Raw genomic sequence first — 17,731 nt, 5'->3', positions numbered from 1 at the left:
CATGGTTATACCATAAAATGTTTTGTCTGATAAAACTACTTTTTCCTCTTTTGACTTCACGAATTGCTCCTCATTCTAAGATAGTTTCTTCCGAGGGAGCTTTCTAAATACCGTCTAAATAAAGATGATATGTATTATTTCCAATATACAGGCTTTATGAGAAAATCACAGTAATAATCATTTTATTTCTTAACTCTAAAAAGGGAGGAGACTAAAGTGACCGAAACATTAAAGGAACAAAGTAATCCTTTTTCTACTGGTGGTGGGGGAGGAAACTTTGAAACACGTGTTCAAGCTGCGTTTACTGTCCTAATGCTAACTGGACGGATAGCTCCATGCTTACCGGCTTGGCCAATAGTGAAACTTAAACTTCAAGGACGTTATGCAGGTTTCAATACTGATGATTTCATTGTTTTCACACAAGACCCACAAACCAGAACTGAGGCAAAGTTACTTGCGCAATTAAAGCATTCAATTAGCATTACAGTAGGCAATGAAGTTTTTGGAGAAGTTGTCCAGGCGGCATGGAATGATTTTAATGATCCTTCTATTTTCAATGTTGGAACTGATGCTTTTGCATTAATAACAGGACCGATAAGCGCTACTGAAATCAACAACACCCGTACACTCTTAGAATGGGCTCGTCATTGTGAGGATGAAAAAGAATTTATACAAAAAGTAGAGACGAGTGGCTTTAGTAATGAAGCTAAAAGGAGTAAATTGAAGGTTTTAAAAACACATTTGAGCAGTGCGAATGGTGGGATAGATGTTTCTGATGAGCAACTTTGGAGTTTTCTCAAAAGCTTTCATCTTCTTGGGTATGATTTAGATACGGAATCGGGATCTACTATTTCACTTTTGCAGTCATTGATTGCACAAAGTTCTACTGAGTCTGCCTCTTTACTATGGTCGAGTATATTAGACGCAGTACAAACAGCAAACCAGACTGCAGGAACAATTACTCTAGAAACCTTGCCAGAAGAAATTAGCAGAGCATTCGTTACAAATAATAAAACACAATGGGATTTAGATATTAAAAAGCTCAAAGAACATGGGGATTACATCATTGAGGGGATTAGATCTAATATTGGTGGGTTACACATTAATCGCCCGGAGTATTTCGATAATCTCATCGAAGTTGCTGAAGAAGCTAAGTTTGTATTTCTCACAGGTGAACGTGGCTGTGGGAAATCAAGCCTACTACGGGAGTTTGCTGAGCATATGAAAGATAATACACCAGTGTATTGTCTTCGCACAGAAGACTTGGATAAGGCGCATCTTGACCATGTGTTTTCGGGAATCGGCCTTACAAGTTCGCTTGGCGAACTTGAAGTAGGTTTCGCTTTGATTCCAAAGAAATATCTGTTATTAGAGTCGCTTGAGAAGCTGCTTGAACTACGGAACACTGCTGCATTTACAGATCTCATTCGATTTATACAGAAAAATCAAGGTTGGACAATCATTGCCAGTGGGCGGGATTATGCTTATCAGCAGATAACTTTCAACTACCTCGGCGCAGCGGGGGTCAGATGTTCCTCTATTGTGATAGAGAATTTTAAAGATGATGATATCCAACGTCTTTGTGATAGCTTTGAGTTTCTAAAGCCACTATCGAAAAATCAGTTGCTAAAAAACCCATTTTATGCAGACTTGGCATATAGAGTTGCAGAAAATGGAACTGTATTCTCAAACGATGATAGTGAACGCGAATTTAAAATAGCGGTCTGGAGAGATGTAATCACAAGGGAACAGGTTCGGGCAGAAGGAATGCCATTAAAACGAAGAAGGGCCTTTATTGACATCGCTGTGAAAAGAGCAAAAAGGATGGTTTATGGTGTACCTGAAACAATGTACGACTCAGATGCTTTACTAAAGCTAGAAGAGGACAATTTAATTCGTAGAGACCCATCTAAAGGTATAGTCAGTCTATCGCATGACGTTCTTGAAGATTGGGGACTTGAGAGTTTTATCGAAGAGACTTTTCAAAATAATTCCAACAGTGTAAAGGATTTTCTTGATGCCGTTGGTCACGAACCTGCCATGAACAGAGCATATCGTTTATGGCTAAATCAAAAAATGAGGTCCGGGGAAAATGTGACCCAATTTATTCTTTCAATTTTGAATGATAAAATCATTGCAAGCTGTTGGAGGGATGAAACCATAACAGCGGTGCTTCTTGGTGATAATCCTTACGAGTTTCTAATGCTAATGAAAGACAAGCTTTTTGAGAATGAGGGTGAACTACTGAAGCGTTTCTGTTTTGTGCTTCGCATATCCTGTAAAACACCAAATCAAGAACTTATAAAACAGTTGCCTGACATAAAGAATGAGTCATCAAATGAGTTAGGCACGCTATTCCTGACTCCATATGGCTTGGGATGGGAATCCATTATTCTTTTCCTATTTGAGAATCGAGACTGCATTGCCGAAGAAATTCTACCACATGTAATTGCTGTACTTAATGAGTGGTCTTCTTTGATACATATCGAAGAAGAGTTGCCTGATTCATCTCGTGAAGCAGGTCTGTTGGCGCTACATTTACTCAGTATGATTAAGGATTCATACCGCGATGAAGGAGAAAGGAAAAAATTACTTGGGGTAATTATACGGGTTATCCCAGTGATACTAAATGAGTTTAATGGGCTATTGGACAGTGATGTTTTTGGTAACCAGAACAAGAGGCGCCGATTGTCTTATGTGCAGGAATTGTGTACTTTGTCATTGACATGCATGGAATCGGCATTTTTGTGTAAGCACATTCCTGATACCTTGATAAAGCTCGCTTTCCATAAATGGGTAATTGATGAAGGGCAAATGAATAAATATACTGATTTTCACAAAGACGTGTCAGAATACTTTGGTCTTCATGAATATGGATCGGAAGTGAATTTTTTTCCAGCTAGTGGGGTTAGGGGGCCATTTAGATCTTTACTTCGTTTTCATCCAAGAAAAGGCCTTGATTTTATCATCCAACTCCTGAATATTAGCGCAGAAAAATATGCACATTCTGATTTAGATTCACCGGAAATGTATTCAGATCTTAGACTCGAAAATTATCGCTCGGAGGTAGAACAAGTTGAAATCGTATTGAATGACGGCACAACGGTTAAACAATACTGCTCTCAACGATTATGGAATGGTTATCGTGGTCATTCTGTAGTTCCCTACCTACTGCAATCAGCCCTAATGGCATTGGAGAACTGGTTAATTGCTTGGGCAGAGATTCCCGAAGGTAATGAAACATTAGAATGGATATATAACTATATATTGAGAAACAGCAATTCTGTAATGCCAACGGCAGTTTTAATTTCTGTGGCCACAGGATTTCCAAATAAGCTTGCAAAGGCGGCTATTCCACTAATGCGAGTGCCCGAACTATATAGTTTGGATTTAACACGAACTATTAATGAGCGGGGAGGAAATGAGGTGAACTGGTTCGGAGTAAGTAGAGATCCATTTTCAAGATTTTATGCTGAGGAAAGGCGTACCGCAGCTTTGAGACCTTGGAGAAAAGAAAGTCTAGAGACATTGATTACACGCCTTCAATTTACTGAGTTCAGAGAAGAGGTTCTTAGGATTATTGATGAGCTACGTTCTAAAGTTTCTTGTGATGAGGGATGGCAGTTTAGGTTTCATAGAATCGATAGTCGTGGTTGGGAACCAGTAGCTGATGAAGAAAATGGAAGAATTATCTTCACCTCCGGAGCATTAGAGCCACACTTGGAAGAAGTTCAACAAAAGTTTGAAGCAGAACAGACAATTACTAATCGTTTTATGCAACTGTATTTATGGTCAGATAAGGTTCTCAAAAATGAGGTGCTTGAACGTGAATATTATGCAAATTGGCGTGATGCGCTAAAAGAGGTTAAGGAACTGCTTGAAATATTAGTGAAAGGTGAAGTCAACGATTTATCACGAATGCATGCTGGTGCTGTGATAAAAGCCGCATCCATATTTATAAGAGATCATTCTAAAGAGATGAATGAAGATGATCTAGCTTGGTGTTTTAAACTAATCTGCGAGGCAGTATTGTCATACGCAGATACAAAGAACATGATAACAGACAGCTTGGATCATAACGGTTCGGCAGCAGCAGCATCGGTACTGCCGTTTTTTATGGATTTTGCTGAGAGGGACGAAGAGAAATTTTTTGTTAAGAAAATGATTGCTATTTCTCTTACTCATTCGGACGAGACTGTAAAAGTGGCTGCCGCTGATGGAATCAAAAGGCATTTGTGGTTAAGAGACCCTGTATTTGCTGAAAAGTGTATTATTGGTGTCATTAAATATGCAAGATTGGAATCAGAGAACTTCACGACAAGACGAAATCGCGCATGGGAAGGTTATGATATCGAAGAGAAGTACAGTGATGATCAGGATGAAGCATGGTTAGAAAATTTCCGTGAACAATTAGCACGTGGAGAAGTTACAACTGATCTGGAGAGTATTTCATTCCGCTCACATAGTCCATGGTGTATTTTAAATTCCTGTTTTATGATTCCAAACGGATCGACTGACCATAGTCACGTTATACTTCTTTCTCGCATACTCACTCTTATTTTCGAAGCTGAAGAGTCAGAGAGAAAATATCGCTATGATGAATCGGAAAAAATTGAACTTCCCTATGAATTACCTAGCAAATTCGCAGAAATGTTCGCTGGATATTTTTTAAGTATATCTGAAAAAAATCCAACCATGTTCATTGAAATATTACGGAGTGGATGCGATATCGCTCCAGAATTTATGAGTTCATTATTGCTTTATGTGGAATACTTTACTGAAAAAATGGGGAATAAGAAGCTATATTGGGGACTTTGGAAACAGCTATCTGATAAAGTTCAAGACATCGCTCTAAGGATAGCACATAAACAAGACCGAGATTTTAGACATGATGAAAAGACCAAACTAATTCGCGATATGCTGCATGCCGATGTTCCATGGCAAAAAGTAGACTATGAAAAACAAGATATCGCTCTTGGTAAAGATTTAATCCTGGGATTTGTAAATAACGCTGGGATCAATCCGGATGTTTTTGGAGCGATGGCTTCCCTTTTATACCACTTTCCTACAGTTTTTTTGGAGCCTGGTTTGCATATCCTTTCAAAACACCAACGCCATATAGGTGGAACTCAATTATTGTGCAGAGTGAATACTCCATTTTATCTGGAAAGGTGTATTCAGCGATACTTACTGATTGATAACCCTACACCAGTATCAGAAGAAATGCATCAATCTTGTTGGATTTTACTTGATGCAATTATTGAGACGGCATCATCAGAAGCATACTACCTTCGGGAGCATCTGATTAGGTCTCGTCGAATTAGCGGCAATTGAACAAACAGAAATTGAAAAACCTAAAACTAGTATATAAAATCTGCTATTGAAAAACTGCAACAAGTTAATCATAGCGTAGGTGAAAGTAATGAATTAACTAATAAAGCGCAAAAGTTAATCGGTTTTTTCAGCAGTATCTTAAACTAATATAATTTATCCCCCTATGGTCAACGTAGCTGATTCGATGTACAGTGTAAAAGGGATTCTCGGAGGCATTCATGCCCCAACCACACTGGAGTCTCTCTTTAAAAAAGTATGTACACCTCGACATTGCAGCCGTGGTTTGTTATCACGGGGGATTCAGTAACGGAAAGGTGAAGGATCAGATCGTAGAACTTAGTCAGGGATGATAGCTCCATACTCACAAAAAACGGCAGCCAGATTCATCGGCTGCGTTTTTTTATGCCAGAGACATGTCCTCACCCGTTAATTCTTAATCATAACGGAAGGAGTAGCCGTTCGCACGAAGATGATCGCATCAAAAGCTTTTGCTGGAACCATCTGCAACGTATACAGCTTCTCCATTTTTCCATACCATCCACTAAAAACATCACCGATTGCACTGATGGGCTGAGCTTTGTTCAAATAGGTGTAAAAATCCGCATGATGTTTTGCCTTTGCAAAGTCAAGGAATCCATCCGCCATGCCAGTCTGTGCAAACAGAACAGCTAGCCGATTATTGCCACTATTTTTTACCGTAAACGCTTTGCGCTCATTGGTAGTGGCGTCATTCGCAAGGAAGGTGCTTTCGTAGAATTCACTTCCGATTGCGTAATATTGGTCCCCCAATGCTTTTGCGAGATGTGCCCCCATGCAGGTTGTCATTCCTGCGGAAGTGGAGGTCTTTTCAATGTGTCCATTATGTCCGGCGATGAACAGGTTGTTGCGACCGTACTGTTTCTTTTCAAAGGATAAAATCCACATTACTTTGTCCGCCATATAGCGATCACGGGTGTTGCTATAGTTCACATTTGTTCCGCGCAGTGTAGCGTTTTGCTTGATTGATTCTGCGAAGGAAGTAGCCAGCTCATACTCTTTCTCAGAGCTTTTCGCGATGTAAACGGATTGGTTTTGTTTCATCTGCTCCATTAAGCTTTTTATGTGGGAGAGCGCTTCCTGTACGAGGGCGATCTTTTGATCATACACCGTCTTATCATTCAGATTCGTAAGCAGCTTCTCATACTTGGATGCGAGTGTCGGATCAACTTTTTTCAAATAGGAGAATAGCCCGTTTTTGTTATGATCATAGCGTTGCATGTCAAAGCCATAGAAATGAATTTGATCTTTGGCATCCCGCTGCTCATTAAAGGCGCGCATCCAAGAGAGAAGGGCGGCCATTTCTTCTGTATGGTAAATCGTAAATCCGATGGCTTTTGCGGCATCCTGCGCAGTTCCGCTGCCTCCTAAAATGTATTCATTGACCTTTTGTCCCCCGCCAAAATCACCTTCGATGGCAAATACGCGATAACCTTGTTTTTCTACCAAATGCTTAAAAATATCTAACTTCAGCGTAGTGAATTGCTTGTTGCCATGTGTAGCTTCTCCAAACCCGATGATGGTTTTTGCAGGAAGCTCCATTTTTGAAACAGGGACAAGGTTTGCTTGCAATGACTGCTGCAAGGTGTTGGCTGATGCAGGATGGAACCCTGTCAATACACTCAGGAGGATGAACAAGCTGATAGTGAATAGGAGTTTTCTCTTCATGTCACTCTCTCTTTCTTGCGCTGATCTATTGTTTATAAGTGGTTTTTCTTACCATTTCCTCTATTATACTCCTTTATGAAGTCGTTTACCTAGATTAAAAAAACGCACCTGGGTTTGAAAATCCCCGGGTGCATTTTCTCTTTGTTATTTTACATATTTCGCCCGATACTCATCTGCCAGCATGGACATGAGAATAGAGTCGTGATAGGCATGGTTGTAATAAAGGGCTTGGCGCTGTACGCCTTCACGTTGGAAGCCGAGCTTTTCATACGTGTGGATGGCGCGTTCGTTAAAGGCGAATACGTTAAGTTCGATGCGGTGCAGATTGAGGATGCCAAAACCATAATCGAGCATCAGCAGGAGGGCTTCGCTCCCGTAGCCTTTGCCTTGATGGGCATTTTGGTCAATAGAAATTCGGATAAAGGCGTTGCGATTATTCCGATCAATATCCCCGATCTGGACGTCGCCAATCACCTGATCATTTTCACACAGGCAGATCAATAAGAGGATACTGGAAGAGTCCTGGCCTTTATTTTCGATGTACTGGTGGATTTGCTCACGCGTGAAATGCTTTTGGGTACCAGTCAGCATACGCGTTTCCTTGTTGAACAAGGAACGGTAGAGTAATTCAGTATCTTCTGTGCCAATCGGTCGCAAAAAGACGCGTTCTCCTTCCAAAAAGCGAACCGCTGCACGTGTATTCTCCTGTGTCATAGACATAGTCGTTGTCCTCCTGTTCGTTCAAAACTTCTTTTTCTTAGGATAACGAGCAAGTGTATACTTGAAAATATGCAGTTTTGTAAAAATGAAAAGGACAGATGGAGGGGGAAATCGAGATGCTCTTGACCCCAAACTGGCAGGAAAACGACAACGAGCCGCAATATGTACAGCTTTATGCATATTTGAAAAAGGAAATCGTCGCCGGACGCTTGGCGGTGAGTAGCAAGCTGCCGTCCGTTCGCAAGCTGGCTGACTTGCTGGGTGTAAGCACAACACCCGTGGAGATGGCATACCAGCAGCTGTTGGCGGAAGGTTTTATCCAAAGCAAACCGCGCAGTGGGTACTATGTGGAGAAATTACCTGATCCTGAAGTGAAGCCGAGTGCTGGTGAGAGCACACAAACCATCCAGCGGCCCATGGTGCGTGACGAGCGAGAGTACAACTATGACTTTCATCTCTCCCGCAATGATTTTTCGTTATTTCCAACCATGATTTGGCGTCGTTTGTACAATGAGACGCTTCATATAGAGCAGCAGGCGAATCTTTTTTATGGGGATCCGCAAGGGGAGGCTGGACTCAGGAAGCAAATCGCTGGCTACTTGCACAGGTACCGGGGTGTCGCTTGTTCACCAAATCAAGTGGTGATTGGGGCGGACCAGTTTGGTTTGCTGTCCCTGATCTGTTTGATGGTAAAGCCGCAGTTCCAACGTATCGGCGTAGAAAATCCGGGATATTTGCTATTTGCCAATACGTTTCGCCAGCACGGATACGACGTGGTACCGATCTCACTGACAGAGGACGGAATTAGTGTCAGTGAGCTATATGAGTCAGGGGTTGGGTTGGTCGCCGTTTCTTCGGCTCATCAATATCCGCGTGGGATGATCATGCCCATATCCAAGCGGCTGCAATTGCTCGAATGGGCCAAAAATGTGGGAGGATACATCATCGAAGACGATTACGACGGAGAGTTTCGTTATCATGGCAGGCCGATTCCGTCCATGCAGGGTTTGCTCCCGCATGCGAATGTTATCTATATGGGGAGCATTGCGCAGGTGTTGGCGCCAGCAATCGGCATTTGGTACATGGTCTTGCCCGAATCTCTGCTGGATACATACTACAACCTGCTGCACGAGACATTGCTGGAACCATCCTCATCCCGACTGCATCAAAGGACGATGGAAGCCTTTATGGAAAAAGGATATTTCGAAAAGCATGTTCGCAAAATGCGCAAGCTGTATCGTAAAAAGCACGATGCACTGCTACTGGCTGTGCAAAAGCATTTTGGCGAAAGAGCGACTGTCATCGGAGCTGATGCGGGTTTTCATGTCCTGCTGCGGGTAAACAGCGCGCGAAGCGAAGAGGAGTTGAAAAAGCTGGCGATTCAGGCAGGCGTGAGAGCCTCGTCCGCGTCGTTTACATGGCTGGTGCCACCCAATCCCTTGCCAAAAGAGTTTTTCCTCGGCTTCGCGGGCATTCCATTGGAAAAAATCGATCCCGGTATCAAGGCACTGAGCCAAGCGTGGTTTGGCGATTGTTGACAAGGCATGAGTACGCCGTTATGCTAAAAGTACGTTTTGGAAAATATGAAAAACAGAATATTTTCCTTGTTTTCGAGAGGGGGGCAAGAATATGCAGGAGCGAATCCTACAATGCGCCTATCATGAGATTGAGACCAAGGGCGTCCGTTTTACCATGTCCGATTTAGCTCGACGCGCAGGCGTTAGCACCAAGACGTTGTATGCGAGCTTTCCATCGAAAGAAGCCTTGATCACCAAAGTCATTGAAGAAAACATCGAGGATTTGCGTAAAGCGGAAGATCAGATTTTACAAGATCCTGACCTCGATTTGATAGAGAAGATGCGACAGCTCCTGGCACTGGTCCCGAACAACTTCTCACGAACGGACCTGCGCGTGTGGTATGAGCTGAAGCGCTACTATCCGGAGCAATGGAAGCGGATCGACGAGTTCAATCAACAGGAGTGGGAGCATGTTCGGATCATTCTGGAGCAAGGGGTAGAGGAGGGCGTGTTTCGTCGTATTCAGCTTCCGATCTTGATTCAGATGTATACGGGAACGCTCAACCAGCTGATTGATCAGCAGTTAGCAAACCAGCATCATGTGACGATTGGCGATGCGTTGGATGCGGTCATCGATATTTTACTAGGCGGCATCGTAGATTCTTCGTCTTCAAACAAGTAAGTAGGAGGAACATAATGAGTTGGGTCTATCTATTAATGGCCATTTTGCTAGAGGTGGCTGGAACAACATCGATGAAGCTGTCTGACGGCCTGAGCAAGCCTGTCCCCAGTGTGATGATGTTTATCTTTTATATTTTGTGCTTCTCATCGCTGAGCCTGGCGCTCAAGGAAATGGAGGTCGGGACTGCCTATGCCATCTGGTCGGGTCTTGGCACAGCGATCATCGCGGTCATTGGTGTGGTGATCTTCAAGGATGCCTTCACTGTCAAAAAGGTAATTGCTGTCGGACTGATCATCGTGGGTTGTGTGCTGTTGAATCTGGGAGACTCCTCTCACGCGCAATCTTCGAAGGATACAGGAGTAGCTGAGGCGAAATGAGTGAGAAAAATGTAAGGGCAATGCTAGTGTTCTTTTGGGTCACCGATGTGGCTTTTATCGTATACTGGCTCATTACATTTTTGGAGCTTCTCCCTGTGGAATACCTGTATCAGGATTACTACGACCCCAATTTGCTCGCATGGAACCTGTCCTTTTTTCCATTGGATATTTTTATTTCCATCACGGGCTTTGCCAGTCTGTACGCCTATCGCAGAGGACGGCACATCTGGAAGCCGCTCGCCATGCTGTCGCTCGTTTTGACATCCTGCTCGGGTTTGCAGGCGATCGCTTTTTGGGCGTTCAAGGCAGATTACGATTGGTCATGGTGGATTCCGAACCTGTACCTGTTGATGTACCCGTTATTCTTTTTGCCGGGCTTGATGCGAGAACTGGCAAAAGTGAAGGAAAGGGATTCTTGACAAATTTTGAGCAGTGGCTATATAGTAGGTCTTAAGTTAATAGTGCTGTGGAGATTGGGAGATCAGCTAATATTTGTAAAATGAGGGCATTGGCTCTTGTTTTGCGAGTATTAGCTTTTTTATTTTCTCTCCAAGCAAACCACAAAGGAGTTAGCGTATTGTAAGCGCTTTACGGGAATAGGTTTACGTTTTTTCCAATAAGGGGGAGGATGGGCCATGTCTATTTATGTAGGGGAATTGATCGGGACGATGATCTTGATCATTTTGGGGGCAGGTGTTTGCGCCGGACAGAACTTGAAAAAGGCGTATTCCCAAAACGGCGGTTGGATTGTGATTACGCTGGGCTGGGGGCTGGCAGTTGCGTGCGGAGCGTATGCAGTAGGAAGCATTAGCGGAGCGCATTTGAATCCGGCACTTACGATTGCACTGGCAAGCATCGGTCAATTTCCGTGGGAGCATGTGCCGGGCTACGTAGCGGCTCAACTGATTGGGGCGTTTATGGGAGCGACGTTCGTTTGGATCTTTTATTACCCGCATTGGCGTGAGACGAATGATGCAGGAGCCAAATTGGGCGTATTTGCAACAGGTCCCGCGATTCCCAATACAGTCGCGAATCTGTTCAGTGAAATTTTAGGTACGTTTTTCTTGGTGCTCGGTCTACTGGCGATTGGAGCGAATAAATTTGCAGAAGGACTGAATCCGTTTATCGTCGGCTTCCTGATTGTCGCAATCGGTTTGTCTCTTGGTGGTACTACTGGCTATGCGATCAATCCAGCTCGTGACCTAGGACCTCGTCTCGCTCATGCTCTCTTGCCCATCCACGGCAAAGGAAAGTCCAACTGGCGCTATGCATGGATTCCTGTTGTTGGACCTATCATTGGAGCAGTAAGTGGAGCGTTTTTTTACAAATGGACGTTTACAGATCATTCGCTGACAGGTGTAATAGCATTAGCGGCTTTCATGGTGATTGCCATCGTTGTCGGAATGACAACCAAAAAATCAATCGGCAGCAAGGAGCGACTCGCATCCGAAAGTGCGCGTTCCTAACATAAAGGTAAGAATGAAGGCGATTCCATATGAGTGAAGGAGGAACAGTTGTCATGGACAATAAATATATGCTTTCCCTCGATCAAGGAACCACGAGCTCTCGCGCTATTTTATTCGATAAATCAGGTGCCATTATCGGTGTTGCCCAGAAGGAATTCACGCAAATCTATCCGAAGCCGGGGTGGGTGGAGCACAATGCCGAGGAAATCTGGGAATCACAGCTGGAGGTTTTGAAAGCGGTTTTACTGGAGAATCATGTGAAACCGGAAGAAATTGCAGGGATCGGGATTACCAATCAGCGTGAAACAACCGTGGTATGGGATAAGCACACGGGTAAGCCGATCCACAATGCGATTGTATGGCAAAGCAGACAGTCCATCGATATTTGCAACCAGTTGAAAGAGCAAGGCTATGAGCAAACCGTTCGTGAAAAGACAGGATTGTTGATTGACGCTTACTTTTCCGGTACAAAGGTAAGATGGCTGCTTGATCATGTGGAGGGAGCACAGGAAAGAGCCGAGAAAGGCGACCTCTTGTTTGGAACCATCGATACGTGGCTGATTTGGAAGCTGACCAATGGCCTTGTACATGTGACCGACTATTCCAATGCTTCGCGCACGTTGATGTTTAATATTCATTCCTTGGAGTGGGACGACGAGCTGTTGAACATGCTGCAAATCCCGAAAGCCATGCTGCCAGCTGTCCGTCCTTCCAGCGAATTGTACGGTTACACAGACGAGAAGCTCTTCGAATTCCAGATTCCGATTGCCGGGATTGCCGGAGACCAGCAGGCTGCTTTGTTTGGGCAGGCGTGCTTTGCAGAAGGGCAGGCCAAAAACACATACGGAACAGGTTGCTTCATGCTGATGAATACCGGAGAAAAGGCAGTTGCATCCAAAAACGGATTGTTGACGACCATTGCCTGGGGAGTGGATGGCAAGGTAGAGTACGCCCTGGAAGGCAGTATTTTTGTGGCTGGTGCGGCGATTCAATGGTTGCGTGACGGACTCAAGCTGATCGAAAAATCATCGGATTCGGAAAAACACGCACTCTCTGTTGACAGCACAGATGGTGTTTATATGGTTCCAGCCTTTGTTGGACTGGGAGCACCGTATTGGGATATGGAAGCAAGAGGTGCGATCTTTGGCTTGACCCGTGGAACAACGGAAAATCATTTGATTCGCGCTGCGCTGGAGTCTCTGGCGTATCAGACGCGGGATGTGCTTGAAGCGATGGAGGCTGATTCCGGCATCCGGCTGCAAAAGCTGGCGGTAGACGGTGGAGCCGTGGCGAATAACTTTTTAATGCAGTTCCAGTCCGATATCCTGAATACAGAGGTTGAGCGTCCGCGTGTCAATGAAACGACTGCGCTGGGAGCAGCTTACCTGGCAGGGCTTGCCGTCGGGTATTGGGGCAGCAAGGAAGATATTGTGAATAACAAAGTTGTGGAGCGCTCCTTCTCACCAGATATGGCGGAGGAAGTGCGCCAGGAGCTGTACGCAGGTTGGAAGCAAGCTGTTACAGCAACGATGGGTTACAAGATTAGGCATTGATTTTTGCGTAAAAGAGGTCTAAAGTTAAAGATAAGTTAATCATGCTGTGGAGACTACGGAGACAGCCAGTATCAGAAGAGCAATGACATTGCATTGCTTCTTTTGGATATTGGCTGTCTTTTTCTTTTAGAGAGGATGAGAAGAACGATGAACGATCAACATGCATTATCATCAAGTCAACGCCAGGCTTGTCTGGATAAAATGGCAAACAAACAACTCGATCTTTTGGTAATTGGCGGTGGGGTGACGGGAGCAGGTATTGCCCTCGACGCAGCCGCGAGAGGTCTGAGTGTCGGACTCGTGGAAAAACAGGACTTCGCTGCGGGCACCAGCAGTCGCTCTACCAAGCTCGTTCATGGAGGATTGCGCTATTTGAAGCAGGGCGATGTGCAGCTGGTGCGGGAAGTAGGCCGTGAGCGAGCTATTTTGTATCGCAATGCGCCACATATCGTCATCCCGGAAAAAATGATTTTGCCCATCGTGAAAAATGGTACCTATGGCAAGCTGGCAACCTCTATTGGTTTGTATGTTTACGATGTGTTGGCTGGAGTCGAAAGAAAAGAACGACGCATCATGCTGAACAAACAGAAAACCGTGGAGGCAGAACCGCTGTTGCGCCGCGATATTCTCAAGGGCGGCGGGCTCTATTTTGAATATCGGACAGATGATGCTAGGCTTACGGTTGAGGTCATGAAAACAGCAAGCTCGCATGGAGCGCTCTGCGTGAACTATACGGAAGCCACTGGCTTTATTTATGAAAACGGCAAAGTCATCGGGATCAGCGCGAAGGATTTGCTTACGGGCACGGAGTACTCCCTCCATGCCAAAAAAATCGTCAACGCAGCAGGCCCTTGGGTGGATCAGCTTCGAGAAAAGGACCACTCCCTGTACGGCAAGCGCCTCCACCTGACAAAAGGTGTCCATCTGGTCGTGCCATATAACAGACTGCCGTTGAAGCAGGCTGTTTATTTCGATGTATCTGATGGGCGCATGTTGTTTGCCATTCCACGCAATAACAGTACGTATATCGGTACCACTGACACGAATTACAAAGGTGTGCTGGAGCGGCCAACGGTGACGAGAGAAGACATGGAGTATGTATTGAATGCGGCGAACGAGATGTTCCCTTCTGTGAAACTGACGGAACAGGATGTCAACTCCAGCTGGGCAGGACTCAGACCGCTGATCCATGAAGATGGCAAGTCCCCATCCGAGTTGTCACGCAAGGACGAGATTTTTTATTCCAAAAGCGGGCTGATTACGATTGCAGGTGGAAAATTGACGGGCTTCCGCAAGATGGCCGAGCGCATTGTGGATGTGGTGGCCAAGCAGTTGACCGAAGAAGAGGGCAGAACATTTGAAGCTTGTCGGACAGACAAAATCGTCCTCGCTGGCGGAAAATTTGACTCCGCAGCCAAGATTCCTGTATTTGTGAAAGCACAGGCAGAGCGACTTCGCCAATGGGGAATCACCGAGGAACAAATCCGCGTTCTGGTCGGAAAATATGGAAGCAACAGTGAGCAAATCGTAACAATGTGCCAGGAGCTTTTGACACAAAATGCTCAAAATGTGTCTCCGATCGAAGCACTGTTGAAAGCAGAACTGCGCTACGCTGTAATGGAAGAAATGGTCATGACCTTGAGCGATTTTCTGATTCGTCGCAGTGGCAGACTATTCTTCGAGAGGGATACACTGGAGCCCGTGTATCGATTGGTGGGAGAAGAGCTCGCTCATGAGCTGCAATGGTCGGATGAGAGGAAAGAACATGAAATAAAAGCGTTTGAAGAGGAATATCATCTAGCGAAAACATTTCAATAGGGGTGATTCGTGATTGGCAAACCAGATCAATCAAAAAATACTTCCTGCAGCCCGGTCATTAAAAGAATTTGATGAACTCATGGAAAGCTGCTACGAGCGCATTATTTTGCTGAATGCTCATGTAGCGCAAGTAAAGCCACTGGGAAAACGGGCCAGAGCGTTCGGAAAAAAACTGCTGATCCATGCTGATCTCATAGACGGCTTGAAGTCTGATGAATATGCCATGGAGTTTCTTGCGCAAGAAGCACAGCCCGAAGGAATCATCACCACACGGAACAGTGCCGTTCTTGCCGCCAAGAAAAAAGGGCTCATTTCCATCCAACGACTGTTTCTCATTGATACGATGGCATTAGATAGCAGCCTGACTCAGCTTGCGAGAACCAAACCGGATTACGTCGAGGTTTTGCCAGGAATCATTCCCCACCTGATCGAAGAAATCACTGTACGAACCAATATTCCGGTTATCGCTGGAGGATTTATTCGTACAAAAGAAGATGTGGATCGTGCTATTCTTGCCGGTGCGACATCTGTAACCACTTCTCGCAGAGAGCTGTGGACGAAATCATAATGGCATATCAGGGTAGTCAAAAGCCGGTCATTCCTGTTCGTAGGAATACCGGTTTTTTTGATAGGTAGATACCCTTTTATTTATAGGGATGTCAGTAGTCTATGCGGATGAACGCCACCGTGCATATACACATATAGTCAGCAAAAATAAGAGGAAAGAAGGCGAGTGCGTGAATTATCAAAGCTCTCAATGGCAATCATCGTATTCTTCGCGGGAAGGACATTCTTCTTATTACCCTTGGCAAAGGGATCGGGAACGGCCACCAGGATGGGATCGTGGAAGGGACTGGGACCACGGTAGAGGAAGAGGCGAGCATAGACCTTTCCGGAGTTGGGAGTTTGACCATAGAAGGAGATGCCCGGATCACTGTCGTTGGTGCCCTCCTGGCTGCTGCGGACGCTTTCGTTAACAGATAAGTAATAGACTAGAGCCAAATCTTGAGACGTATGCGAGATTTGGCTCTTTCTTTGGGGAATAGAGGAAGGCGACACTTAATCGCCAATAATACACCTGATCCTCTTGACACCTTCTTCGATCTGTTCCTCGGTAGTATTGCCGTATCCAAGAATGATTTTATCCGTATGATTGCCTTTGACAATGGCGTGTTCCTCGACCGGGTAGACACGCACTCCGGCTTGCTCCAGTGCGGCCAGGACTTCAGGTGTGAAGCGAACCGTTGGAAAAGCAGCTACGATGTGCAGACCAGCAGCCTCCCCCCAAATGCGCATACCATCACCAAAAGCCAGTTGCAGAGCATCAATCAAGCATTGTCGGCGTTTTTTGTACAGCTTTTTTACACGATTCACGTATTTCTCTAGGTGCCCCTCCTCGATAAAAACTCCTAGGGCAAGTTGATCAATCGAAGGGGCGTGCAAATCGGATAGCCATTTCGCTTGCTGATAGGAAGCTACCAATGCTTTTGGCAGGACGAGGTATCCCTGGCGCAGACCGGGAGAAAGAATTTTGCTAAAGGAACCGATGTAGATGACACGCTCCGAGGCGAGTCCCTGAATGGAACTGATGGGAGCAGTCTCATAGCGAAATTCGCTGTCGTAATCATCCTCGACAATGTAACAGTCAGCTTCTCTTGCATAACGAATGAGTTGAAGTCTTCGCTGGATGGGCATGGTGCCGCCGAGTGGGAACTGATGAGAAGGCGTGACAAATACGAAGCGGGGGCGATGGTCAGATAATGACGGTAGCTGTTCCATATCCATCCCGTGAGCATCTGTCGGGACAGGCAGTAAACGAGCGCCTGTCCTGGTGAAAATACTCTGAATATCGTGCGTGATCGGGTCCTCGATGACTACTTGACTATCAGGACGCAGAAGCACGTTGGCAATCAGGGTGAGCGCCTGAGTTGCCCCGGATGTCATAATGATTTGCTCGGGGTCGCATTGCACGCCGCGCGTTCGATACAAATAGCGACACAAAATCGTGCGCAGCTCCGTGCGTCCCTCGGGACGATTATAGCCAAAGACTGACAGTGGCGCTTCCTGACAAACGCGCTGGACGGTTTTGCCCCAGAGGTTGCGAGGAAAGTGCTCCAGAGCAGGAACACCGGAGCGAAAATCGATCAGCTTGCTCTCGGATTCGTTGAAATGCTGATCCACTTTTGACAACCCAGTCTCTGTCACCCGGGCGTGCTGTTCCAAATAAATGCCCGAAGCAATAAAATACCCAGAGCCACGTCTGCTCTCGATGTAGCCCTCGGCTAATAGCTGCTCGTACGCCTCTAACACCACATTGCGAGAGAGGTGCAGTTCACTGGCTACTTTGCGGGTAGAAGGAAGCTTGAAGCCGGCTGTCAGTTCTCCACTCAAAATCTTTGTGCGTAATTCAGAATAGATTTGTCTGATTAACGGAATGGGTTTCTCTCGGTCAATGGTCATCCAGAGCAAGGCGTGTGAGCCTCCTTACGTAACTGGTCCTCTCGAAATAGTGGGAAACTGGACCTAATCCACACAAGCGTACCATGGTAGGGTGATGGAA

General features: G+C 45.3%; 13 protein-coding genes and 1 pseudogene. 11 read left to right on the top strand and 3 right to left on the bottom strand.

The window, feature by feature from the left end:
- The first annotated feature begins 216 nt into the window (after positions 1-216).
- The gene (locus tag ACFVS2_RS15405; protein WP_390235238.1) at positions 217-5,334 is read left to right on the top strand and encodes an ATP-binding protein; all 5,118 of its coding nucleotides are present in this window, start codon (positions 217-219) and stop codon (positions 5,332-5,334) included.
- Positions 5,335-5,512: 178 nt separating this feature from the next.
- Positions 5,513-5,684, top strand: a pseudogene (locus ACFVS2_RS15400) (MBL fold metallo-hydrolase); the annotation flags it as partial.
- Positions 5,685-5,760: 76 nt separating this feature from the next.
- Here ACFVS2_RS15400 and ACFVS2_RS15395 read toward each other — a convergent pair.
- Entirely contained in the window at positions 5,761-7,038 is a 1,278-nt protein-coding gene (locus ACFVS2_RS15395; protein ID WP_390235236.1) for an erythromycin esterase family protein, read from the bottom strand.
- Positions 7,039-7,182: 144 nt separating this feature from the next.
- Positions 7,183-7,758 carry a GNAT family N-acetyltransferase gene (locus ACFVS2_RS15390; RefSeq protein WP_390235233.1) on the bottom strand — a complete coding sequence of 192 codons (576 nt, stop codon included), beginning with the start codon at positions 7,756-7,758 and terminating at the stop codon, positions 7,183-7,185.
- A gap of 116 nt (positions 7,759-7,874) precedes the next feature.
- Between ACFVS2_RS15390 and pdxR (ACFVS2_RS15385) the strand changes: the two genes are divergently transcribed.
- The 9 genes from pdxR (ACFVS2_RS15385) (at position 7,875) to ACFVS2_RS15345 (ending at position 16,155) form a co-directional block, all read left to right on the top strand.
- Positions 7,875-9,296, top strand: coding sequence for a MocR-like pyridoxine biosynthesis transcription factor PdxR (gene pdxR / locus ACFVS2_RS15385; RefSeq protein WP_390235231.1), 1,422 nt, complete (start codon positions 7,875-7,877; stop codon positions 9,294-9,296).
- A 91-nt stretch (positions 9,297-9,387) separates the two neighbouring features.
- Positions 9,388-9,957, top strand: coding sequence for a TetR/AcrR family transcriptional regulator (locus tag ACFVS2_RS15380; RefSeq protein ID WP_390235229.1), 570 nt, complete (start codon positions 9,388-9,390; stop codon positions 9,955-9,957).
- A gap of 14 nt (positions 9,958-9,971) precedes the next feature.
- Complete coding sequence (locus ACFVS2_RS15375; protein ID WP_048034755.1) at positions 9,972-10,334, top strand: DMT family transporter; 363 nt, start codon at positions 9,972-9,974, stop codon at positions 10,332-10,334.
- Complete coding sequence (locus tag ACFVS2_RS15370) at positions 10,331-10,753, top strand: YvaD family protein (protein WP_390235226.1); 423 nt, start codon at positions 10,331-10,333, stop codon at positions 10,751-10,753. The genes ACFVS2_RS15375 and ACFVS2_RS15370 overlap by 4 nt, the downstream gene beginning before the upstream one ends.
- A gap of 216 nt (positions 10,754-10,969) precedes the next feature.
- The gene (locus ACFVS2_RS15365; RefSeq protein WP_173616738.1) at positions 10,970-11,800 is read left to right on the top strand and encodes an MIP/aquaporin family protein; all 831 of its coding nucleotides are present in this window, start codon (positions 10,970-10,972) and stop codon (positions 11,798-11,800) included.
- Positions 11,801-11,853: 53 nt separating this feature from the next.
- On the top strand, positions 11,854-13,353 hold the full coding sequence (gene glpK, locus ACFVS2_RS15360) for a glycerol kinase GlpK (RefSeq protein WP_390235224.1): 1,500 nt from the start codon (positions 11,854-11,856) through the stop codon (positions 13,351-13,353).
- A gap of 147 nt (positions 13,354-13,500) precedes the next feature.
- Positions 13,501-15,171 carry a glycerol-3-phosphate dehydrogenase/oxidase gene (locus tag ACFVS2_RS15355; protein WP_390235222.1) on the top strand — a complete coding sequence of 557 codons (1,671 nt, stop codon included), beginning with the start codon at positions 13,501-13,503 and terminating at the stop codon, positions 15,169-15,171.
- A gap of 13 nt (positions 15,172-15,184) precedes the next feature.
- Positions 15,185-15,739 (top strand): glycerol-3-phosphate responsive antiterminator, encoded by a 555-nt coding sequence (locus tag ACFVS2_RS15350; RefSeq protein ID WP_390235220.1) that lies wholly within the window; start codon positions 15,185-15,187, stop codon positions 15,737-15,739.
- A gap of 275 nt (positions 15,740-16,014) precedes the next feature.
- On the top strand, positions 16,015-16,155 hold the full coding sequence (locus ACFVS2_RS15345) for a hypothetical protein (protein ID WP_173616735.1): 141 nt from the start codon (positions 16,015-16,017) through the stop codon (positions 16,153-16,155).
- Between the two features lie 75 nt (positions 16,156-16,230).
- On the opposite strand, the gene pdxR (ACFVS2_RS15340) is transcribed toward ACFVS2_RS15345, so the two are convergent.
- Positions 16,231-17,640 (bottom strand): MocR-like pyridoxine biosynthesis transcription factor PdxR, encoded by a 1,410-nt coding sequence (gene pdxR / locus ACFVS2_RS15340; RefSeq protein ID WP_390235218.1) that lies wholly within the window; start codon positions 17,638-17,640, stop codon positions 16,231-16,233.
- Positions 17,641-17,731: the final 91 nt, after the last annotated feature.

It is taken from the genome of Brevibacillus sp. NPDC058079 (genome assembly GCF_042885155.1).
Classification (GTDB): Bacteria; Bacillota; Bacilli; order Brevibacillales; family Brevibacillaceae; genus Brevibacillus.
This window is presented reverse-complemented; position numbering and strand designations above follow the sequence as displayed.